We start from the raw sequence: 21,086 nt of genomic DNA on the forward strand, positions 1-21,086 counted from the left end.
CGGCGACCTCCCCGCCGCCCTCGGGGCACCGTGAGGGGCGGCTCATCCCGGCTCATCCCGCGTCGGCGAGCGCCCGCGCCACCCCCGGCTCCCGTGGCCCGAGGAAGTGCGGGTCCGGCTCGAAGGCCGCGTCCAGCGCCGCCTTGCCCGCCGCGAGGATCTCCCGGGCACCGCCGTAGTACCAGGTCACGTCGTGCTCGTCGGCCACCCCGACGCCGTACGACGCCACCCCCGCCGCCTGGCACAGCGCCACCGCCCGCCGGATGTGGAAGCCCTGGCTGATCAGCACGGCCCGGTCGACGCCGAAGATCTTCTTCGCGCGGACACAGGAGTCCCACGTGTCGAAGCCCGCGTAGTCGCCGACGATCCGCCCGTCGGGAACACCGTGCCGGACCAGGTAGGCGCGCATGGCGTCCGGCTCGTCGTACTCCTCGCGGCTGTTGTCCCCGGTGACCAGCACCACCTCGATCCGCCCCGCCCGATACAGCTCCGCCGCCGCGTCCAGCCGGTGCGCGAGGTACGGCGACGGCTCCCCGTCCCACAGCCCGGCGCCGAAGACGACCGCGACCTCGGTGCGCGGCACGTCCTCGACGGTGCGCAGCCGGTCGTCGGTGACCAGGCGCAGCCACGCCGAGGGCAGCAGCACCAGCACGCATCCGGCCACGACCGCCTGGATCAGCCGCCGCTGCCCGGTGCGGGTGCGCGGCAGCCGTGGTCTGCGAAGTCTCGGGCGGCGCATCGGACGGTTCCCTCCCCGGTCGGTTCCTGCCACCAGGGACGCCCGGGCGCGCCGTCCGGTTCGCCGGCCGCTCACAGGGACGGCCCGGCGCCGTGTGAACCGACGGAAAATCCTCGTGACACCCACGCAACGAGGAGGCAACGTCCGCCCGCCACCCTCGACGCATGACGGCGACGACACCGACGAGCAACAGGGACACAGCGACCCCGGGCGGCACCCCCGCCCTGGTCGTCGTCGCCCACGGCAGCCGCGACCCGCGCGCCCTGAGCACCGTACGGGCCCTCCTCGACCGGGTCCGCACCCTGCGCCCCGCCCTGCCGGTCCGCCTCGGCCACATCGAGCTGAACGAGCCCCTGCTCCCCGACACGCTCGCCGCGCTCGGCGGCGGGGAGGCGGTTCTCGTCCCCCTCCTCCTCGGCCGGGGCTACCACGTCAAACGCGACATCCCCGACATGGCCGCCGCCTCCCCGGCCCGCACCCGCGTGGCCGCCCCGCTCGGCCCGCACCCCCTCCTGGTGGACGCCCTGCAGGCCCGCCTCACGGAGGCCGGCTGGCCCACCCGTCCGGCCCCGGACCACGCCGTCGTCCTCGCCTCCGCGGGCTCCCGGGACCCGGAGTCCCGCGCGGACACGTCCCGTACGGCAGCACTCCTCGCCGCCCGCCTGGGCGTCCCGGTCGTCCCGGCGTACGCCTCGGCGGCGACGCCGACGGTCCCGGACGCCGTACGCGCGCTGACGGCCCGGGGCCGTCGCCGCATCGCCCTCGCCTCCTGCTTCACGGCCCCGGGCCGCTTCGCGACCCAGTGCACGGCAGCGGCCCCATGGATCGCCTCAGCGCCGCTGGGCACCCACCCGGCGATGGCCCGCCTGCTCCTGCACCGCTACGACGAAACGCTGATGACGGACGGCGCCATGAAACGCAGGGCGCTGGCAACCCCCTAGGGGCGCGGGGAACTGCGCGACAAGCCACGACCGGCCCGCGGTCGCACGACTGCAGAGCCCGGCAGACGAGTGGGTCCCCAACTGTCACACCTTCCCCTTACTGTTCATGACATGGAAGGCACAGGCACCGCACCCCTCTACGACCCGGCGTCAGCCGCCCGCTACGCCCCCGAGCCCGACAAACGCCCCGGCCGCACCGCCTTCCAACGCGACCGCGCCCGCATCCTGCACTCCGCCGCGCTGCGCCGCCTCGCCGGCAAGACGCAGGTCGTCGCGCCCGGCGAGGGCAGCCCCGTCTGGGACGCCAGCCCCCGCACCCGCCTCACGCACTCCCTGGAGTGCGCCCAGGTCGGCCGGGAGCTGGGCGCCGCCCTCGGCTGCGACCCGGACCTCGTCGAGGCGGCCTGCCTCGCCCACGACCTGGGCCACCCGCCCTTCGGGCACAACGGCGAGCAGGCGCTCAACGCGTTCGCCGAGGACTGCGGCGGCTTCGAGGGCAACGCGCAGTCGCTGCGCCTGCTCACCCGCATCGAGCCCAAGCGGTTCACCGAGACCGGCTCCGTCGGCCTCAACCTCACCCGCGCCACGCTCGACGCCGCCACCAAGTACCCCTGGCCGCGCGGCGCCCACCCCACCGACCCGGCCTCGCCCAAGTTCGGCGTGTACGACGACGACCGGCCCGTCTTCGAGTGGCTCCGCGCGGACGCCCCCGGCGCCCGCACCTGCTTCGAGGCCCAGGTCATGGACTGGGCCGACGACGTGGCGTACTCCGTGCACGACGTCGAGGACGGCCTGCACGCCGGTCACATCGACCCGAACTGCCTGCTCGCCGACCCCGAGCGCGAGGCGGTGTTCGACGCGGCCGTCGGACGGTACGTCCCGGCCGGCACCGACCACGCCGAACTCGCCGCCGCCCTCGACCGGCTCCTCGCCCAGGACTGGTGGCCGCACGGCTACGACGGCTCCGCGGTCGCCCAGGCCCGCCTGAAGGACGCCACCAGCCAGCTGATCGGCCGCTTCTGCCTGGCCGCCGAGGCCGCCACCCGGGCCGCGTACGGGGGCGGCCGGCTCACCCGGTACACCGCCGAGCTCGTCGTCCCCCGCGAGACCCGTATGGAGTGCGCCGTCCTCAAGGCGGTCGCCGTCCGGTACGTCATGCAGCGCACCGAGCAGGAGCGGCTCCGCGCCGACCAGCGGATCGTCGTCGCGGAACTGGCCGAGGCGCTGACCGCCCGCGCGCCGGACGGGCTCGACCCCCAGTTCCGCGCCCTGTTCGACCGGGCCGGCGACGACCGGGCACGCAAACGGGTGATCGTCGACCAGATCGCCTCCCTCACCGACGCCTCGGCCCGCTCGCTTCACGCCCGTCTGATGGGGCATCCATGAGACTGGCGGCGGGACGGGTGCGACCCGGCGGCGCCCGGGCGCCCGAAACGCGGTACAACGCGGTGCTCGGGCGGTCGGAACGCGGCAGGCCGTGGCCTGAACGGGTCCTTCCCCCTTCCCGCACCACGCCACGTGCGGGACGCTCGCATGTGGCGGCACCCTGACGAGGAGGCAAACAAGTGGTCGACGCGGATCAGACATTCGTCATCGTCGGAGGCGGCCTGGCCGGCGCGAAGGCGGCCGAGACGCTCCGTACAGAGGGCTTCACCGGCCGGGTGATCCTCATCTGCGACGAGCGCGACCACCCCTACGAGCGCCCGCCGCTGTCCAAGGGCTACCTCCTGGGCAAGGAGGAGCGCGACAGCGTCTTCGTGCACGAGCCCGCCTGGTACGCCCAGCACGACATCGAGCTGCACCTCGGCCAGACCGTCGTCGCGATCGACCGCGCCGCGAAGACCGTCCACTACGGCGACGACGGCACGCACGTCAGGTACGACAGGCTGCTCCTGGCGACCGGCGCCGAGCCCCGCCGCCTCGACGTCCCCGGCACCGACCTGGCGGGCGTCCACCACCTGCGCCGCCTCGCCCACGCCGAGCGGCTCAAGGGCGTCCTCACCTCGCTGGGCCGGGACAACGGCCACCTCGTGGTCGCCGGCGCGGGGTGGATCGGCCTGGAGGTCGCGGCGGCGGCCCGCGAGTACGGGGCGGAGGTCACCGTGATCGAGCCGGCCCCGACCCCGCTGCACGGCGTCCTCGGCCCCGAGCTGGGCTCCGTCTTCGCCGAGCTGCACGAGGCGCACGGCGTCCGCTTCCGCTTCGGCGTCAAGCTGACCGAGATCGTCGGCCAGGACGGCATGGTGCTGGCCGCCCGCACCGACGACGGCGAGGAGCACCCCGCCCACGACGTGCTCGCCGCGATCGGCGCCGCCCCGCGCACCGCGCTCGCCCAGGCGGCCGGGCTGGAGATCGCCGACCGTGCGGCCGGCGGCGGCATCGTCGTCGACGCGAACCTGCGCACCTCCGACCCCGACATCTACGCGGCCGGTGACGTCGCCTCCTTCCACCACGCCCTCTTCGACACCCGGCTGCGCGTGGAGCACTGGGCCAACGCCCTCAACGGCGGCCCGGCCGCCGCCCGCGCGATGCTCGGCAAGGGCCTCGCCCACGACCGCGTGCCCTACTTCTTCACCGATCAGTACGACCTGGGCATGGAGTACTCCGGCTGGGCCCCCGCCGGCTCCTACGACCAGGTGGTGATCCGCGGGGACGCGGCGAAGCGCGAGTTCATCGCCTTCTGGGTCAAGGAGGGCCGCGTGCTGGCCGGGATGAACGTCAACGTGTGGGACGTCACGGAGCCGATCCAGCAGCTGATCCGCTCGAAGTCCAAGGTGGACACGGAGGCGCTGGCGAATCCGCACGTATCCCTCGAAAGCCTCGTCGCATAGCTGTCGTACCGTCGCCGTAGACTTCAGGGCGTGGCAGGACGGATCAACGACGAGGACGTGAAGGCGGTACGGGACGCGGTCCCGATCGACGCCGTCGTCTCGGAGTACCTCCAGCTGCGCAACGCGGGTGGCGGCAACCTGAAGGGGCTGTGCCCGTTCCACGACGAGAAGTCGCCGTCCTTCCAGGTCAGTCCGAGCAAGGGGTTCTTCCACTGCTTCGGCTGCCAGGAGGGCGGCGACACCATCACGTTCGTGATGAAGATCGACCACCTCACCTTCTCGGAGGCGGTCGAGCGCCTGGCCGGCCAGGCGGGCATCACGCTGCGGTACGAGGAAGGCGGGTACAACCCCTCCCACCAGCGCGGGGAGCGCATCCGCCTGGTCGAGGCCCACAAGATCGCCGCCCAGTGGTACGCGGAGCAGCTCGCCACCGGCCCCGAGGCGGACACCGGCCGCGCCTTCCTCGCCGAGCGCGGCTTCGACCAGGCCGCCGCCGAGCACTTCGGCGTCGGCTACAGCCCCCAGGGCTGGGACCACCTCACCCGCTTCCTGCGCGGCAAGGGGTTCAGCGACAAGGAGCTGCTGCTCTCCGGCCTCTCCCAGGAGGGCCGCCGCGGCCCCATCGACCGCTTCCGCGGCCGGCTGATGTGGCCCATCCGCGACATCGGCGGCGACGTCGTCGGCTTCGGCGCCCGCAAGCTCTACGAGGCGGACAACGGCCCGAAGTACCTGAACACCCCCGAAACCGCGATCTACAAGAAGTCCCAGGTCCTCTACGGCATCGACCTCGCCAAGAAGGACATCGCGAAGGCGTCCCGCGCCGTGGTCGTCGAGGGCTACACGGACGTCATGGCCTGCCACCTCGCGGGCGTCACCACCGCTATCGCCACCTGCGGCACCGCGTTCGGCGGCGACCACATCAAGATCCTGCGCCGGCTCCTCATGGACAACGGCTCGGCCCGCGTGATCTTCACCTTCGACGGCGACGCGGCCGGCCAGAAGGCGGCCCTGCGCGCCTTCGAGGACGACCAGAAGTTCGCCGCCGAGACCTACATCGCCATCGCCCCCGACGGCATGGACCCCTGCGACCTGCGCCTGGCCAAGGGCGACGACGCGGTCGCCGACCTGGTGGAGCCGCGCACCCCGCTCTTCGAGTTCGCGCTGCGCCAGATCGTCTCCCGCTACGACCTGGACACCCCCGCGGGCCGCGCCTCCGCCCTGGACGAGGCCGCCCCGGTCGTCGCCCGGATCAAGAACAGCGGCGCCCAGCACGAGGTCGCCGTGCAGCTCGCCGGCATGCTGGGCATCCTCGACACCCAGTTCGTGGTCAAGCGGATCGCCCAGCTCGCCCGCTGGGCCCGCGACCGAGGCGGCAAGGGCCCCGCCCCCGACCAGCGCCATCGCGGCGGCGCCCCGCACCAGCAGACCGGACCCGTGACGGCCACCCCCCGTGGCCCCGCCCTCAACCTCCGCAACCCGGTCTTCGCCACCGAACGCGAGCTGCTCAAGCTCGCCCTCCAGCGCCCCGAGCTGGTCTCCCCGGCCTTCGACGCGTACGGCGTCGACGAGTTCACCGCCCCGCCCTACGCCGCCGTACGCGAGGCGATCATGGAGGCGGGCGGCGCCGAGTTCGGCGTCCAGGACCCGCAGGACTACCTGGTCCGGGTCCGCGAGGCCGCCCCCGACGACGCCGTCCGCGCCATGGTCACCGAACTCGCGGTCGAGGCGATCATGCTGCACCGCGGCGTGAAGGGCGTCGACGAGGTCTACGCCGGCGCCCAGCTCGTCACCGTCCGCCGCCGCGCCGTGGAACGCCGCATCCGCGACATCACCGGCCGCCTCACCCGCCTCTCCGGCCACGGCGACCCCGCCGAACTGGCCGCCGTACAGAACGAGCTGTGGGTCCTCCAGCAGTACGACCAGAACCTGCGCGAACACGGCGCCGCCGCGCTCTAGGACGGGCCCGCGGAACACTCGCCGGTAACCCGTCGGTCACGGGACGGACGCAAAAAGTCACCGCACGCCCCTCGTGGCGGCGATGTGTCGTACCCCACACTGGGGGCGGTACCTGAGTGCACGCGTGCGAGGCGGACGACGGCCGGTGAGCCGGCTCCGCCCCCGACGTACCGCCGCCGGCCTCCGCCGGCCGCGTCCATCCTGGAGGTCGCCCCCGTGCAGACCCAGACCCTCACCCAGACCGACACCGGTACCGGCGGTGCGGAGCCGGACGCGGAGCGCGTCACGCTCGTCGCGATGCCGGCCCAGCCCGGTGCCGGGGCGGCCGTGCGGCACCCCGGCGGTCCTGCGGACGCCCCCGCGGACCTTCCGGAGCCCGCCGAGCCGCCGCCGCCCACCCGAACGGAGTCCGGCGGGCCCTCCGCCGACCTGTTCCGGCAGTACCTGCGCGAGATCGGCCGGATCCCGCTGCTCACCGCCGCCGAGGAGGTCGACCTGGCCCGGCGGGTGGAGGCCGGCCTGTTCGCCGAGGAGAAGCTGCGGCACACGCCCGGTCTCGACGACCGTCTCGCCCTCGACCTCGACCGGCTCGTCGTCATGGGCCGCGTCGCCAAGCGCCGCCTGATCGAGGCCAACCTGCGGCTCGTGGTGTCGGTGGCCAAGCGGTACGTCGGACGCGGGCTGACCATGCTGGACCTGGTCCAGGAGGGGAACCTGGGCCTGATCCGCGCCGTCGAGAAGTTCGACTACGCCCGCGGCTACAAGTTCTCCACCTACGCCACCTGGTGGATCCGCCAGGCCATGTCCCGCGCCCTGGCCGACCAGGCCCGCACCATCCGCGTCCCCGTCCACGTCGTGGAGCTGATCAACCGGGTCGTCCGCGTCCAGCGCCGGATGCTCCAGGAACGCGGCTACGAACCGACCCCGCAGGAGGTCGCCGCCCACCTGGACCTCCCGCCGGAGCGGGTCGGCGAGGTGCTGCGCCTGGCCCAGGAGCCGGTGTCGCTCTACGCCCCGGTCGGCGAGGAGGAGGACGTCGCCCTCGGCGACCTCATAGAGGACGGCGACGCCGCCAGCCCCGTCGAGTCGGCCGCGTTCCTGCTGCTGCGCCAGCACCTGGAGGCGGTGCTCTCCACCCTCGGCGAACGCGAACGCAAGGTCGTCCAGCTCCGCTACGGCCTGGTCGACGGCCGCCCCCGCACCCTGGAGGAGATCGGCCGCCTCTTCGGCGTGACCCGCGAACGCATCCGCCAGATCGAATCCAAAACCCTCAACAAACTCCGCGACCACGCCTACGCGGACCAACTGAGGGGCTACCTGGACTGAGCCGCGTAGCCGCGGGCAATCGTGCCGCAGGGCGGCACGGGTGGGCGCGGCACCCCGACGCCGGGCAACCCCTCACCCCACCTCAGCCACCGCCTCCGCGAACTGAGCCTTGTAGAGCCGTGCGTACGCGCCATCCGCGGCCAACAGCTCCGCGTGCGCCCCCTGCTCCACGATCGCCCCGTCCTCCATGACCAGAATCGTGTCCGCGTCCCGGATCGTCGACAGCCGGTGCGCGATCACGAACGACGTCCGCCCGTGCGCCAGCTTCGCCATCGCCTTCTGGATCAGCACCTCCGTGCGCGTGTCCACGGACGACGTCGCCTCGTCCAGCACCAGGATCACCGGGTCGGACAGGAACGCCCGCGCGATGGTGATCAGCTGCTTCTCACCCGCGCTCACCCCCGTGCCCTCGTCGTCGATCACCGTGTCGTAGCCGTCGGGCAGCGTCCGTACGAACCGGTCGGCGTGCGCGGCCCGCGCGGCCTCCTCGATCTCCCCGCGGGTGACCTCCCGCGAGGCCCCGTACGCGATGTTCTCCGCGATGGTGCCGCCGAACAGCCAGGTGTCCTGGAGCACCATGCCGATGCCGGCCCGCAGCTCGTCCCGGGACATCTTCGCGATGTCGACGCCGTCCAGGGTGATCCGCCCGCCGGTCACCTCGTAGAACCGCATCAGCAGGTTGACCAGGGTCGTCTTGCCCGCGCCCGTCGGACCGACGATGGCGACGGTGTGGCCCGGCTCCACCTTCAGGGACAGGTCCTCGATCAGCGGCTTCTCCGGGTCGTAGCGGAAGGAGACGTGCTCCAGCTCCACCCGGCCGCGCAGGTCCTCCGGGCGAACGCCCGGGATCGGGTCCGCCGACTGCTCCTCGGCGTCCAGGAGCTCGAAGATCCGCTCCGCCGACGCCACGCCCGACTGCACCAGGTTCGCCATCGACGCGACCTGCGTCAGCGGCATCGAGAACTGCCGGGAGTACTGGATGAAGGCCTGCACGTCGCCGATGGACAGCTGGCCCGAGGCCACCCGCAGACCGCCGACCACCGCGACCAGCACGTAGTTCAGGTTGGACACGAACATCATCAGCGGCTGCATGATCCCGCTGTTGAACTGCGCCTTGAACCCGGCCTCGTACAGCGCGTCGTTCTGCTCGGCGAACTGCTTCGCCGACTCCTCCTGCCGCCCGAACACCTTCACCAGCGCGTGCCCGGTGTACATCTCCTCGATGTGCGCGTTCAGCGCGCCCGTCGAGCGCCACTGCTGCACGAACTGCGGCTGCGACCGCTTGCCCACCCGCGTGGCCACCACGAAGGACAGCGGCACGGTCACCAGGGCGACCAGCGCCAGGATCCAGGAGACGTAGAACATCATCGCCAGCACGCCGATGATGGTGAGCAGCGAGTTGATCAGCTGGCCCATCGACTGCTGGAGCGTCTGCTGGATATTGTCGATGTCGTTGGTCGCCCGGCTCAGCACCTCGCCGCGCTGGCGCTTGTCGAAGTAGGACAGCGGCAGCCGGGACAGCTTCGCCTGCACGTGCTCGCGCAGCCGGAACATCGTCCGGTTGACCGTGCGGTTGACCAGCCGCGTCGCCACCGCCATCAGCAGCCCGGCCACCGCGAAGGTCGCCAGCGCCAGGAGCAGCACCTCGCCCACCGCGCCGAAGTCGATGCCCTGGCCCGGGGTGAAGTCCGTGCTGCGGAGCATGTCGGCGACGTTGCCGTCACCGTGCTCGCGCATGGAGTCCAGGACCTGCTCCTTCGTGGCACCGGACGGCATGTCCCGCCCGACGATGCCCGCGAAGACCAGGTCGGTGGCCCGGCCGAGGATCTTCGGCCCGACCACGTTGAGGCCGACGCTGACGACCACGCAGGCCAGCAGCGTGAACAGCGTCGCCCGCTCCGGCCGGAACTGGGCGACGAGCCGTTTGCTCGACCCCTTGAAGTCCATCGAACGCTGGTCGGGGCCGCCCCCGGCCATCATGCGACCCGCAGGCCCGGCCATCAGGCAGCCTCCGCTTCCGTCAGCTGGGAGAGCACGATCTCCCGGTAGGTCTCGTTGTCCGCCATCAGCTCGTGGTGCCGGCCCACGCCGACCACCCGCCCCTCGTCCAGCACGACGATCCGGTCCGCGTCCCGGATGGTCGCCACCCGCTGCGCCACGATGACCACCGTCGCCTCGGCGGTCTCCTGGGCCAGCGCGGCCCGCAGCGCCGCGTCGGTGGCGTAGTCGAGGGCGGAGAAGGAGTCGTCGAAGAGGTAGATCTCCGGGCGCTGGACCAGCGTCCGCGCGATGGCGAGCCGCTGGCGCTGACCGCCGGACACGTTGGTGCCGCCCTGGGAGATCGGCGCGTCGAGCCCGCCCTCCAGCTCGGAGACGAACTCCTTGGCCTGCGCCACCGCCAGCGCGTCCCACAGCTCCTCGTCGGTGGCGTCCGGATTGCCGTACCGCAGGTTGGTCGCGACGGTGCCGGCGAAGAGGTACGGCTTCTGCGGCACCAGGCTCACCACCTTGGCCAGCGTCTTCGGGTCGACGGTGCGCACGTCCACGCCGTTGACCAGGACCTCCCCGTCGGTGGCGTCGAAGAGCCGGGGGACCAGGCCCAGCAGCGTCGACTTGCCGCTGCCGGTCGAGCCGATGACGGCGGTCGTCTCGCCCGGCTTGGCCACCAGGCCGATGTTCCTGAGCACCGGCTCCTCGGCACCCGGGTAGCGGAAGCCCGCCTCCCGGATCTCCAGGTGCCCGTGCCGGCGCAGCTCGGTGACCGGCGCCACCGGCGGCACCACACTGCTCTCGGTCCCCAGGACCTCCTGGATGCGCTCGGCGCACACCTCCGCGCGCGGCACCATCATGAACATGAAGGTGGCCATCATCACGGACATGACGATCTGCATGAGGTAGGCGAGGAACGCGGTCAGGTCGCCGATCTGCATCCCGCCGCTGTCGATCCGGTGGGCGCCGAACCAGACCACCGCGATCGACGACAGGTTCACCACCGTCATGACCACCGGGAACATCAGCGCCAGCAGGTTGCCGGTGCCGAGGGACACCTCGGTCAGCTCGGTGTTGGCCTTCCGGAAACGCTGCTGCTCGTACTCGTCGCGCACGAAGGCGCGGATGACGCGGTTGCCGGTGATCTGCTCGCGCAGCACCCGGTTCACCGTGTCCAGGCGCACCTGCATCTTGCGGAACAGCGGGCGCAGCTTCCGCACGATCAGCGTGACGCAGATCGCCAGCACCGGCACGACCCCGAGCAGTACCCCGGACAGCGGCACGTCCAGGCCGAGCGCCATCACGATGCCGCCCACGCACATGATCGGCGCCGACACCATCAGCGTGAACGACATCAGGGCCAGCATCTGGACCTGCTGCACGTCGTTGGTGGTCCGCGTGATCAGCGAGGGCGCGCCGAAGTGGCCCACCTCGCGCGCCGAGAAGGACTGCACCCGGTCGAAGACGGCACCGCGCACGTCCCGGCCGAGCGCGGCGGCGGTGCGCGCGCCGTAGAAGACGGCACCGATGTTGCAGACCACCTGGGCCAGCGAGATGCCGATCATCAGGGCGCCGTAGCTCAGGATGTAGCCCGAGTCACCTTCCACGACACCGTTGTCGATGATGTCCGCGTTCAGGGTCGGCAGGTAGAGGGAGGCGCAGGTCTGCAGGAACTGCAGCGCCACCAGCAGGGCGATGGGTTTCTTGTACGGCCTGAGATAGGTCCGCAGTAGTCGTATGAGCACACTGAGTCTCTCGGAGTCGGCGACAGGGGCCGCGGTTGGTTGCCCCTGGCCCCTATCGTCGAACACTCCACCCGCGTTACCTCAACCGATTAACCCAAGAGCACGGCAAATTCCGGCCTACGAGGGGTCACGTCACGAGCGATGCGGCCCCCGGGTCACAGCGCGCCCGGGTGCGTCTGCTCGCGCACCGACACGAACTGCTGGCGCACCGCCTGCCCCACCGCCAGCTCCTCGCCGGGCTCCAGCACCTGCGCCACCGCGCCCTGCCAGGCCGGGGGAGTGCGCGGGTCCAGCGTGCCCTGGGAGACGCCGAGCGCCCAGGCCGCCTGCCGGGCCGAGCCGATCGCCGCGTAGTCCGCCGGCTGCGGCACGACGACCTGCGTCCCGAACAGCGCGGGCGCCGCCGCCTGCACGGCCGGCAGCTCGGCCGCCGCGCCCAGCAGGAACACCCGCCGTACGTCCACGCCGCGCAGCCGCAGCACGTCCAGGGCGTCGGCGAGACCGCACAGCATGCCCTCGAACGCGGCCCGCGCCAGGTGCTCCGGCTTCATCGACTCGCGCCGCAGACCGGCGAGCGTCCCGGCGGTGTGCGGCAGGTTCGGCGTCCGCTCGCCCTCCAGATAGGGGAGCAGCACCAGGCCGTGCGACCCGGGGGTCGACTTCATCGCCAGCTCGGACAGGCTCTCCAGGTCCGGCACACCGAGCAGTTCGGCGGTGCCGCGCAGGGTCCGTACGGCGTTCAGGGTGGTGACGACCGGCAGGTGCATGCCGGTGGCGTCGGCGAGGGCGGTGATCATCCCGGACTGGTCGACGAGCGGCTCGGTGTGCACGGCCATCACGGAGCCGGAGGCGCCCAGCGACACCACCGCGTCGCCCAGCCCGATCCCGAGCCCGAAGGCCGCGGCCTGGGTCTCGCCGGTCCCGGCGGAGATCAGCAGCCCCTCCGGCGTCGTACCGGCCGCGTCGGACGGGCCGATCACCTCCGGCAGCATCGCCTGGTGCCCGAGCGCCAGCTCCACCAGGTCGGGCCGGTAGCCGCCGGTCGCCGCCGACCAGTACCCCGTGCCCGAGGCACCGCCCCGGTCGGTGGTCCGGCGCGCCGGCCGCCCGAGCAGCTGCCACACCAGCCAGTCGTGGGCCTGGAGCAGTACGGCGGTCCGGGCGGCGGCCTCCGGCTCGCTCCGCGCCAGCCAGCGCAGCTTCGTCACCGGCTGCGCGGTCTGCGGCACCGAGCCGACGGCCTGCGCCCACGCCTCGCGCCCGCCGAGCGCGTCGATCAGGTCGGCCGCCGCCACCTGCGAACGCTTGTCGCCGCCGACCATCGCCGGGCGCACGGTGTTGCCCTGCGCGTCCAGCGGCACGACCGAGTTGGCCTGCGCCGACACGCCGATGGCCTGCACGCCCTCGAGGAGCCCGCCGCCGGCCGCCTCCCCGAGGGACAGCAGCCAGGCCTGCGGATCGACGTCCGCCGGCCGGCCCCCGCCCTCGGGGCTCTCCAGCGGGTGCGGCGCGTAGCCCTGGCGCAGCACGGCACCCGTGTCCGAATCGCAGACGACGATACGAGTGAAATCGGGCGAACTGTCCAACCCGGCGACTATCCCCATACCCGAAATTCTGCCGCACCGGGTGCGGTGGCCGTACCGCCCGGGGGCTCAGGTGTTGCTCGTGCCCCAGTCGTCCGGACCGCTGCCGTTGGTGCCGCGCTCCCGCAGCGAGCGGACCCGGTGGGCCACCGAGTCCGGCATCCGGTCCCCGACCTTGTCGCTCACCACGTGGTACGCCCTGTCGGCGAAGTGCCTGCCCTGCTGGGCGGCGGACTCCGCGGTGTTGCGCACGGCCGGGTTCTGCGCGACCTGCTGCGCGGACTTCCGCAACTGCTCGTAACGCTCCCGCCCGGCCTTCGTGCCGAGCACGTAACCCACCGCTAGTCCGACGACGAACGTGAGCCGGTAACGCATGGCGGCCACCCTTCCCTTCACTGGCTCCGGGGGTGCTGGAGAGTACCGATTGGCGGAGCACCCCCCTGCTTGCGCTAATGTATGTGTCGCAGCGAGCGCGCGCCCCCTGGCGAATACCCAGGCAGACGCGTTCGATGCGACACCGACATTCCTCGGTAGCTCAATTGGCAGAGCAGCCGGCTGTTAACCGGCAGGTTACTGGTTCGAGTCCAGTCCGGGGAGCTCGGTCCTCCGTAGCTCAATTGGCAGAGCAGCCGGCTGTTAACCGGCAGGTTACTGGTTCGAGTCCAGTCGGGGGAGCACGGTGAACGAGGACCCTCCGGGGTCCTTTTTCATGTGCCCTCATGTCCGTCCCAAGTCCCGGGAACCACGCGGCACGCTGCGGAGTCCTCAAGGTCATGAAGGCAGCCGTGGAAGCCGACCATCCGAGGCAGGAGATCGTATGAGCGGCTATGCTGCGGCAGACGGCGCGCACACGTGTACGCGACACGCCGCTTTGGGGCGGTAGCTCAGCCGGTTAGAGCAGCGGACTCATAATCCGTCGGCCGTGGGTTCGAGTCCCACCCGCCCCACTCCGCACCACTTCTGCAGAAACCTTCTGGTCTGCGGTGGTGCCGCGTCACCGGGATTCCGGTTCCGGTTCCCGCCCGACGCTCTCGTCCTCCTCGTCACGTTCGCCCTCCGCCTGCGAGGGCGTGCTGTGCGGCACGTCGGGGGTGTCCGGCTCGTCGTCGCGTTCGCCCTCGGCCTGGGACGGGGTGGGCTCGCTCATGGTGGTACCTCCTCCTGCCGGTCGGGTCGTCGGCCGAGTACCCCGTCCGGGGCGACGCCACCGTCCGCTACAGGGGCGCCCACCAGGTGACCGTCGTGCCCCCTCGCCCGCCGCCCCCGCCGTCGGCGGCGACCCTCAGGCGTACGCCCTCCCGGCCCTCCGGCGACGTGGCCGGCGTCTCCACGGTGACCTCGACGCGGGAGACGCCCGGACGTGCGGAGGCGCCCGCCAGGGCCTCGCGCAGGGCGGTGAGGAGGCGGTCGCCGACCCGGTCGGGCACCCGGGTGTCGACGGCGCCCCGGAAGTGCGTGGAGGGCGCGGCACCCAGCCGGGCGGCGGCGGCCGCGGTCTCGCGCAGGACCCGGCCGCGCAGGCCCGTCGGCGGTTCGGCCGGGGGCTGCTGGAGGGCGAGAATGGTGGTGCGCACGTCCTGGACCGTGGAGCGCAGTTCGTCCACCGCCCGGCCCAGGATGTCGTCCACCTCCCGCGCGCCGGGCCTGCGCCGCGTGGACTCCAGCATCATGCCGGTGGCGAACAGTCGCTGCACCACCAGGTCGTGCAGGTCGCGGGCGATGCGGTCGCGGTCCTCGTAGACCGCCAGCCGCTCCCGGCCCCGGCGGGCGTCGGCCAGGACCAGGGCGAGCGCCGCCTGCGAGGCGAACTGCGTCGCGAGCAGCCGTTCCACGTCCGTGTAGGGGCGCCCACCGCGACGGCGGGGCAGGGCCAGGGTGCCGATGAGCCGGCCACTCGCCTGCAACGGCAGCATCATGCTCGGCCCGAACCGGTGCCGTACGTGGGTCGTCATGCGCGGGTCGGTCGCCGAGTCGTCGATGAACACCGGCTCGCCGCCGAGGAGCTGCTCCAGGACCGGGCTGCCCGGTGTGATGGTGGCGCCGACCATGCCGTCCGGGTCGTCGGGGGTCGAGGCGGTCACGATCTCCATGCCGCCCTCGGCGGTCGGGTGCAGGATGACGCCCGCCGAGGCGTCGGCGAGCAGCCGGGCCCGTTCGGCCACCGTGGTCAGCGCGTCGTCGGTGCCCTCCTCGGTGAGCAGCGCCGTGGTGACCGCCGCCGCGCCCTCGATCCAGCGCTCGCGCTGCCGGGCCGTCTCGTACAGCCGGGCGTTGCCGATGGAGATGCCGGCCTGGGTGGCCAGGACCCGCAGCAGCTGCTCGTCCCCGACCGTGAACGGACCCGCCCCGGGCCGCCCGGTCAACCGCAGCTCGCCGATCTCCTCGTCCCGGACGTGGACCGGCACCCGCAGCAGGGGTGCCGTCCCCGGCGCGGGCTCCGGGCCGGGCGTGCGGATCCCGGCGAGGCCGCCCTCGCGGGGGTCGGTGACCACCAGGGCCGCGCCGCCGGCGCCGGTCAGTTCGGCGGCGCCTTCCACGATGCGCCGCAGGACGGCGCGCAGATCGAGGTCGGTGCCGGCGCCCAGGAGCGCTTCGAGGAGACGGGTCAGTCGGGGCGCGGGCTGCGCGGTCATCCGTCGGGCATCCTCGGTTTCCTGCCGCCCCCCGCTGTCCCGGCCCCCTCGGTCGTACGGCGGCGGATCAGTCGGAGCCGGAGCCGGAGCCGGGGCCGGAGCCGGAGTCGCCGCCGATGCCGGTGCCGGAGTCCGGGCCGGCATCGGTGTCCGCGCCGGTGCCGGAGCGGGCGCCGACGCCGACACCGAGGTCCGAGGTCGTCGGGTGCAGGACGAGCGGCTCGACCCGGCCCTCCAGCATGCTGCCGAGGCCCTGGACGGCACACACGTCGGGCCGTTCCGCGATGTGCACCGGCATGCCGGTGGCCTGACGCAGCATCTGGTCGAATCCCGGCAGCAGCGCGCTGCCGCCGACCATCATGATCCCGCGGTCGGCCAGGTCCGCGACCAGGTCCGGCGGGCAGTCCCGCAGCACCTTGCCGATGCCGTCGAGCACGGCCGTCAGCGGCGTCTGGATGGCGTTGCGCACCGTGGCGGTGTCGACCCGCACACTGCGCGCCAGGCCGGTCGCCACGTCCCGGCCGTGGATCTCGGTGGACGCCGGACCCTGCGGGGTCAGTCCGTTGCCGGACAGGGCGAGCTGCAGGGGGCGTACCGACTGGCTGGGCAGTACCAGCTCGTGCTGGTGGCGCAGCAGCTGCACGATCGCGTGGTCCACGGCCTCGCCGCCGACCGGGATGCGTTCCGCGGTCACGATCGAGCCGAGGGAGAGGACCGCGACCTGCGTGGCGTGCGCACCGCACACCATGATCATGGTCGCCTCGGGCCGCTCCACGGGCAGTCCGCAGCCGACCGCCGCCGCGATGAGGGTGTCGACGAGTTCCACCCGGCGCGCGCCGAGCCCGACCAGCGTCTCGATCGCCGCCCGCTGGGACAGCGGGTCCGCGTCGTGCGGGGTGCAGACGGCGGCCCGCAGCCGGGGCTTGCGGCGCAGGGCGCGCCGGATCTTGTCGCCGAGCAGGTGGCGCAGCATGCGCTGGGCCATCTCGATGTCGACGACCGTGCCGCCGGAGACCGGACGCACGACACGGATGTAACCGGGGGTGCGGCCCGTCATCTTCTCCGCGAACTCGCCGACCGCGATGAGGGCGCCCGTGCGGGTGTTGACCGCCGCGGCGGACGGCTGGTCGACGACCAGTCCCGCCCCCTTCACGTACACGCGGGTCCGCGCCGCGCCCAGGTCCACGGCGAAGTGGCAGCGGCGCAGCGCCTCCAGACTGGCGGTATTGGCAGTACTGGCGGTCATGGCGAATCCTCCCGAGAGCGCGGACCGTGACGGGCCGTACGGTGGCCGGCCCTTAGGCACCGATCGTGCGCGGCGACACGTCCGTGCGCCTGCTGGAGGGGGCCGGGCGGGGGGCCGCTGAACGGGGGAGGGGCCCGACCCGCCGGGGGACCGGCCCCGGCCGCCGATCCGGGACGTGCCCCGCCTCCCACCGTCGCGCCCCGCGCCACTGGCGGGAACCCGCCAGGGCAGCTTTCCGCCGCGTTCGGTCAACTCCCTTGTCCCGCAGGCCCCCTGAGACTGCTCACAGCACTCGTCACAGCACTCTACGACGACATGAAGAGAGACGTGGATGAGCACAGGACCAGTCAGACGTGGGGCGACCCTCCTGTCGGCGGGGCTCGTGATCGCGCTGCTGCCGGCCGGAACGGCGGCGGCGCAGGAGCCGCCCCCCGACCCGGCGCGCACCCCGCGCACGGCCTCCGCGGCCGACGCGGCCCGCACCGTCACCCTCGTCACCGGCGACCGGGTGACCGTCACCGAACTCGGCGGCGGCAAGAAGACCATCACGGTCGACCGGCCCGAGGGCGCCACCGGAGCCGTGCGCACCAGCAGCTCCGGCGGGCGGACCGTCGTCGTACCGGACGAGGCCCTGCCGTACCTGCGGGACGGCAGCCTCGACGAGCGGCTCTTCGACGTCGGCGCGCTGCTGGAGCAGGGGCTCGCCGACACCGAGACCGGCGAGCTGCCGCTGATCGTGACCTACGACAAGCGTGCGCGGGTCGCCACCCCGAGGGGCGCCGAGCGGACGCGGTCGCTGCCCAGCGTGCGCGGGGCCGCCGTCGAGGCCGACAAGGGGCGGGACTTCTGGCGGGAGTTCACCCGGCGCGGCGCCGGCATCGACGGCGTGTGGCTCGACGGGCGGGTCACCGCCTCCATGGCCGAGTCCAACGCGCAGATCGGCACGCCCGAGGCCTGGGAGGCCGGACTGACCGGCAAGGGCGTCACCGTCGCCGTGCTGGACAGCGGCGTGGACGCCGGGCACCCGGACCTCGCGGGGCGCATCGCCGAGAGCAGGAGCTTCATCCCCGGCGAGGAGGTCGCCGACCGCAACGGCCACGGCACCCACGTCACCTCCACCGTGGGCGGCAGCGGAGCCGCCTCCGACGGCAAGGAGAAGGGCGTCGCACCCGGCGCCACCCTGGCGGTCGGCAAGGTCCTCTCCGACGAGGGCTTCGGCAGCGAGTCCGAGATCATCGCCGGCATGGAGTGGGCGGCCCGGGACGTGGACGCCGACATCGTCTCCATGAGCCTCGGCTCGACCGAGCCGAGCGACGGCACCGACCCGATGGCCGAGGCCGTCAACACCCTGTCCCGGGAGACCGGCGCCCTGTTCGTCATCGCGGCCGGCAACACCGGCAGCCCGTCCTCCATAGGCTCGCCCGGCGCGGCCGACGCCGCCCTCACCGTGGGCGCCGTCGACTCCGCCGACCGGGCGGCCTGGTTCACCAGCGCCGGGCCCCGCTACGGCGACAACGCGCTCAAGCCCGACCTGTCGGCCCCGGGCGTCGGCATCCTCGCCGCCCGCTCCCGGCTCACCGAGGGCAGCGGCGACTACACCAGCATGGACGGTACGTCGATGGCGACGCCGCACATCACCGGCGTGGCCGCCCTGCTCGCCGAGGAGCACCCGGACTGGACCGGCGCCCGGCTCAAGGACGCGCTGATGTCCACGTCCAAGGAGCTGGACGCCTCCGCCTACCAGCTGGGCGCGGGCCGGGTCAGCGTGCCGGGCGCCGTCCACGCCGACGTCACCGCCACCGGCAGCGCCGACCTGGGCTTCTACTCCTGGCCGTACGACGCCGAGGAGCCGGTCACCAGGACCGTCACCTACACCAACTCCTCCGACACGGACGTCGAGCTGAAGCTGTCCGTGGAGGGCGCCCCCGAGGGCGTCGCCACCCTCGCCGACACCTCCCTCACCGTGCCCGCGCACGGCACCGCCGCCACCACCGTCACCGGGGACGGAGCCAAGGCGCCGGTCGGCACCACGAGCGGGCGGATCGTGGCGGCCGACGCGAGCGGCACCACCCTCGCGCACACGGCGTTCGGGCTGGTCAAGGAGGAGGAGCGGTACACGCTCACCGTGCACGTCAAGGACCGCTCCGGTGCCGCGACGCCGGCCGACCTGACCGTCCAGCAGCTCGCCGAGGGCATCGACCCCGTCCCGGCCCACGTCGGGGAGTCCGGCACCCTGAAGCTCCGGCTCAGGCCCGGCACGTACAGCCTGACGTCGTTCCTCGACGTGCGCGGCAGCCACGGCGCCGACTCGCTCGGCCTGGGCTTCCTCGCCGCCCCGGAGGTCGTCGTCGACCGGGACCGCGAGATCACCCTGGACGGCCGTGAACTGCGCGAACTCGACGCCGACGTCCGCAAGCGCACCGAGACCCGGCAGCTGCTCATGGAGTACGACCGCAGCGCGAACGGCTCCGACCTCTTCGGCGCCGTCCAGGTGCCGCTGACGTACGACAGCATCTTCGCCGCGCCCACGGAGAAGGTCACCGAGGGCGGCTTCGAGTACCGGACCGTGTGGCGGCTCGGCAAGCCGCTCCTCGAGGTGAAGGGGATCGGCGAGGCCACCGTCCAGTCCGGGGGCACCCTGATCGAGGGTCGCACCCGGCTGCCGCTGGTCGACGTGGGGGACGTCGGGGACGGGCCGCTTCCGGACGGCGTGCGCGGGAAGGCGGTTCTCGCCCGGCTCACGGACGGGACCGAACCCTCGGCGCTCGCCCGGGCCGCGCAGGACGCGGGCGTCGAGGCGCTGTTCGTGACCGACGACGCCCCCGGCCGGCTGATGGCGTGGTGGGGCACGGACGACAACGCCGACCGGCCGCTGCAGATCGCCACGGTCGACGCGGCCGACGCCCGCCGGCTGCGCGAGGCCGGACGGGTCGACATGACCGGCACCCGCGACACGCCCTACGTGTACGACCTGTCCGAAGGGCACAGGGGCGCCGTGCCCGACCGGGACCTCACCTACGCGCCGGGCCACCGCGACCTCGCCGTGCTGCACACCAAGTACCACGGCGACCAACCGTCGAGCGGCGGCGAGTTCCGGTACTCGATCACCGACACCTTCCCGGTCGGCCTCGGCTTCCGGGAGCGGATCGACTACCCCGTCGAGCGCACCGAGTACGTGTCCACCGGCCCCGGCCAGCTCTGGCACGAGACCGTGACCAGCGCCGACGGAGCACTGGAGGAACGCGGCGGACTGTCCGCCTACCGGGGCGGCTCGCGCGCGGAGCTGAACTGGTTCAAGCCGGTGTGGCACCCCTACCTCGGCACGGGGCTCGGCTGGGGGCAGCAGCGCTCCGGCAACCAGCTCCGGTTCAACGCGCCCGGCTGGGGCGACTCGGGACCCGACCACACCGGCTTCGGCGACGTGTGGAGCGAGGGCAGCGGCATGTCGCAGACCACGTCGGTGTACCTCGACGGCGAACTGGTCGACCAGGGGCCGAGTTCCGCCGCGTACGCGTGGGACATGCCCGCCGACGAGCACACGTACCGGCTCGTCACCGACACCGCGCTCGACGCGAAGCGCTGGCCGCTCGCGAGCGAGGGCCACGCGGAGTGGACCTTCCGGTCGGCGGCCACGCCGGAGGACCGGTGGACCTTCCTGCCGCTGATCAACCTCTCCTTCGACGTGGACACCGACCTCGCGGGGAAGGTGCGCGGCGGGAAGAAGCTGCGGATCGGACTCGGCGCGGAGTACGTGGCGGGCGCCCCGGACACCGGGACGATCGGCGGCGGGAAGCTGGAGGTGTCCTACGACGAGGGGAAGACCTGGCAGCAGGTCCGGCTGCGCGGCGGTGACGGGGAGGCGTCCTGGCACGGGACGCTGAGCGTGCCGCGCGACGCCGAGCACGTCTCGCTGCGGGCCTCCGCGCACGACGACCGGGGCGGCTCGGTCACGCAGGAGATCGTGCGGGCGGTGGCCGTGCGGTAGGGCCACCCCCGAACGGCCGCACGCGGACGGCGCCGCCTCCCTGGGACGGGGAGGCGGCGCCGCCTGGTTTCTCGGACCGTCAGACCAGCCAGCCGACGAAGTGGACGAGGCC

The 21,086-nt window shown here is 73.0% G+C and carries 13 protein-coding genes, 3 tRNA genes and 1 pseudogene; 9 read left to right on the top strand and 8 right to left on the bottom strand.

Translation table 11 applies throughout. The annotated features are described in order from the left end of the window. Positions 1-52: 52 nt before the first annotated feature. Complete coding sequence (locus D1J63_RS25135; protein ID WP_102931596.1) at positions 53-739, bottom strand: ElyC/SanA/YdcF family protein; 687 nt, start codon at positions 737-739, stop codon at positions 53-55. 164 nt (positions 740-903) lie between these two features. On the opposite strand from D1J63_RS25135, the gene D1J63_RS25140 reads away from it, so the two are divergent. From D1J63_RS25140 to D1J63_RS25160, 5 genes and pseudogenes are all read left to right on the top strand, one after another. After that, positions 904-1,680: a sirohydrochlorin chelatase gene (locus D1J63_RS25140; protein WP_125631845.1), complete on the top strand. Its 777-nt coding sequence runs from the start codon at positions 904-906 to the stop codon at positions 1,678-1,680. 111 nt (positions 1,681-1,791) lie between these two features. Further along, positions 1,792-3,066, top strand: a complete 1,275-nt coding sequence (locus D1J63_RS25145; protein WP_125631847.1) for a deoxyguanosinetriphosphate triphosphohydrolase — start codon at positions 1,792-1,794, stop codon at positions 3,064-3,066. 179 nt (positions 3,067-3,245) lie between these two features. Next, a complete protein-coding gene (locus tag D1J63_RS25150; protein ID WP_125631849.1) occupies positions 3,246-4,511 on the top strand; it encodes an FAD-dependent oxidoreductase in 1,266 nt (421 codons plus the stop codon). Positions 4,512-4,541: 30 nt separating this feature from the next. Beyond that, on the top strand, positions 4,542-6,467 hold the full coding sequence (gene dnaG, locus D1J63_RS25155) for a DNA primase (protein WP_125631851.1): 1,926 nt from the start codon (positions 4,542-4,544) through the stop codon (positions 6,465-6,467). A gap of 124 nt (positions 6,468-6,591) precedes the next feature. Next, positions 6,592-7,793 (top strand): annotated as a pseudogene (locus D1J63_RS25160) (RNA polymerase sigma factor). Between the two features lie 72 nt (positions 7,794-7,865). Here the strand turns inward: D1J63_RS25160 and D1J63_RS25165 are convergent. From D1J63_RS25165 to D1J63_RS25180, 4 genes are all read right to left on the bottom strand, one after another. Further along, on the bottom strand, positions 7,866-9,794 hold the full coding sequence (locus D1J63_RS25165) for an ABC transporter ATP-binding protein (protein WP_125631854.1): 1,929 nt from the start codon (positions 9,792-9,794) through the stop codon (positions 7,866-7,868). Continuing rightward, entirely contained in the window at positions 9,794-11,527 is a 1,734-nt protein-coding gene (locus D1J63_RS25170) for an ABC transporter ATP-binding protein (RefSeq protein ID WP_125631856.1), read from the bottom strand. Before D1J63_RS25170 ends, D1J63_RS25165 begins: the two co-directional genes overlap by 1 nt. A 155-nt stretch (positions 11,528-11,682) precedes the next feature. Next, positions 11,683-13,131, bottom strand: coding sequence for an FGGY family carbohydrate kinase (locus D1J63_RS25175; RefSeq protein ID WP_102931588.1), 1,449 nt, complete (start codon positions 13,129-13,131; stop codon positions 11,683-11,685). A gap of 48 nt (positions 13,132-13,179) precedes the next feature. Next, positions 13,180-13,485 carry a YtxH domain-containing protein gene (locus D1J63_RS25180; RefSeq protein ID WP_164712967.1) on the bottom strand — a complete coding sequence of 102 codons (306 nt, stop codon included), beginning with the start codon at positions 13,483-13,485 and terminating at the stop codon, positions 13,180-13,182. A 149-nt stretch (positions 13,486-13,634) separates the two neighbouring features. Between D1J63_RS25180 and D1J63_RS25185 the strand changes: the two genes are divergently transcribed. From D1J63_RS25185 to D1J63_RS25195, 3 genes are all read left to right on the top strand, one after another. Further along, a tRNA-Asn gene (locus D1J63_RS25185) sits at positions 13,635-13,707 on the top strand. Positions 13,708-13,712: 5 nt separating this feature from the next. Continuing rightward, positions 13,713-13,785, top strand: a tRNA-Asn gene (locus D1J63_RS25190). Between the two features lie 198 nt (positions 13,786-13,983). Next, positions 13,984-14,057 (top strand) — tRNA-Ile (locus D1J63_RS25195). A gap of 47 nt (positions 14,058-14,104) precedes the next feature. On the opposite strand, the gene D1J63_RS36805 is transcribed toward D1J63_RS25195, so the two are convergent. From D1J63_RS36805 to D1J63_RS25205, 3 genes are all read right to left on the bottom strand, one after another. Next, the gene (locus tag D1J63_RS36805; protein WP_164712968.1) at positions 14,105-14,257 is read right to left on the bottom strand and encodes a hypothetical protein; all 153 of its coding nucleotides are present in this window, start codon (positions 14,255-14,257) and stop codon (positions 14,105-14,107) included. A 67-nt stretch (positions 14,258-14,324) separates the two neighbouring features. Next, positions 14,325-15,743 carry a GAF domain-containing protein gene (locus tag D1J63_RS25200; RefSeq protein ID WP_125631858.1) on the bottom strand — a complete coding sequence of 473 codons (1,419 nt, stop codon included), beginning with the start codon at positions 15,741-15,743 and terminating at the stop codon, positions 14,325-14,327. A gap of 67 nt (positions 15,744-15,810) precedes the next feature. Then, entirely contained in the window at positions 15,811-16,989 is a 1,179-nt protein-coding gene (locus D1J63_RS25205) for a rod shape-determining protein (RefSeq protein ID WP_232250411.1), read from the bottom strand. Positions 16,990-17,320: 331 nt separating this feature from the next. Between D1J63_RS25205 and D1J63_RS25210 the strand changes: the two genes are divergently transcribed. Continuing rightward, a complete protein-coding gene (locus tag D1J63_RS25210; RefSeq protein ID WP_125631860.1) occupies positions 17,321-20,974 on the top strand; it encodes a S8 family serine peptidase in 3,654 nt (1,217 codons plus the stop codon). The last annotated feature ends 112 nt before the right edge of the window (positions 20,975-21,086 follow it).

Source organism: Streptomyces sp. KPB2 (genome assembly GCF_003950055.1).
GTDB classification, from domain to species: domain Bacteria; phylum Actinomycetota; class Actinomycetes; order Streptomycetales; family Streptomycetaceae; genus Streptomyces; species Streptomyces salinarius.

What these genes read in the sequence shown, in the direction of transcription:
- D1J63_RS25135 (WP_102931596.1), bottom strand. Translation starts at nt 739, where the DNA reads ATGCGCCGCCCGAGACTTCGCAGACCACGGCTGCCGCGCACCCGCACC.
- D1J63_RS25140 (WP_125631845.1), top strand. Translation starts at nt 904, where the DNA reads ATGACGGCGACGACACCGACGAGCAACAGGGACACAGCGACCCCGGGC.
- D1J63_RS25145 (WP_125631847.1), top strand. Translation starts at nt 1,792, where the DNA reads ATGGAAGGCACAGGCACCGCACCCCTCTACGACCCGGCGTCAGCCGCC.
- D1J63_RS25165 (WP_125631854.1), bottom strand. Translation starts at nt 9,794, where the DNA reads ATGGCCGGGCCTGCGGGTCGCATGATGGCCGGGGGCGGCCCCGACCAG.
- D1J63_RS25175 (WP_102931588.1), bottom strand. Translation starts at nt 13,131, where the DNA reads ATGGGGATAGTCGCCGGGTTGGACAGTTCGCCCGATTTCACTCGTATC.
- D1J63_RS25180 (WP_164712967.1), bottom strand. Translation starts at nt 13,485, where the DNA reads ATGCGTTACCGGCTCACGTTCGTCGTCGGACTAGCGGTGGGTTACGTG.
- D1J63_RS36805 (WP_164712968.1), bottom strand. Translation starts at nt 14,257, where the DNA reads ATGAGCGAGCCCACCCCGTCCCAGGCCGAGGGCGAACGCGACGACGAG.
- D1J63_RS25200 (WP_125631858.1), bottom strand. Translation starts at nt 15,743, where the DNA reads ATGACCGCGCAGCCCGCGCCCCGACTGACCCGTCTCCTCGAAGCGCTC.
- D1J63_RS25205 (WP_232250411.1), bottom strand. Translation starts at nt 16,989, where the DNA reads ATGACCGCCAGTACTGCCAATACCGCCAGTCTGGAGGCGCTGCGCCGC.
- D1J63_RS25210 (WP_125631860.1), top strand. Translation starts at nt 17,321, where the DNA reads ATGAGCACAGGACCAGTCAGACGTGGGGCGACCCTCCTGTCGGCGGGG.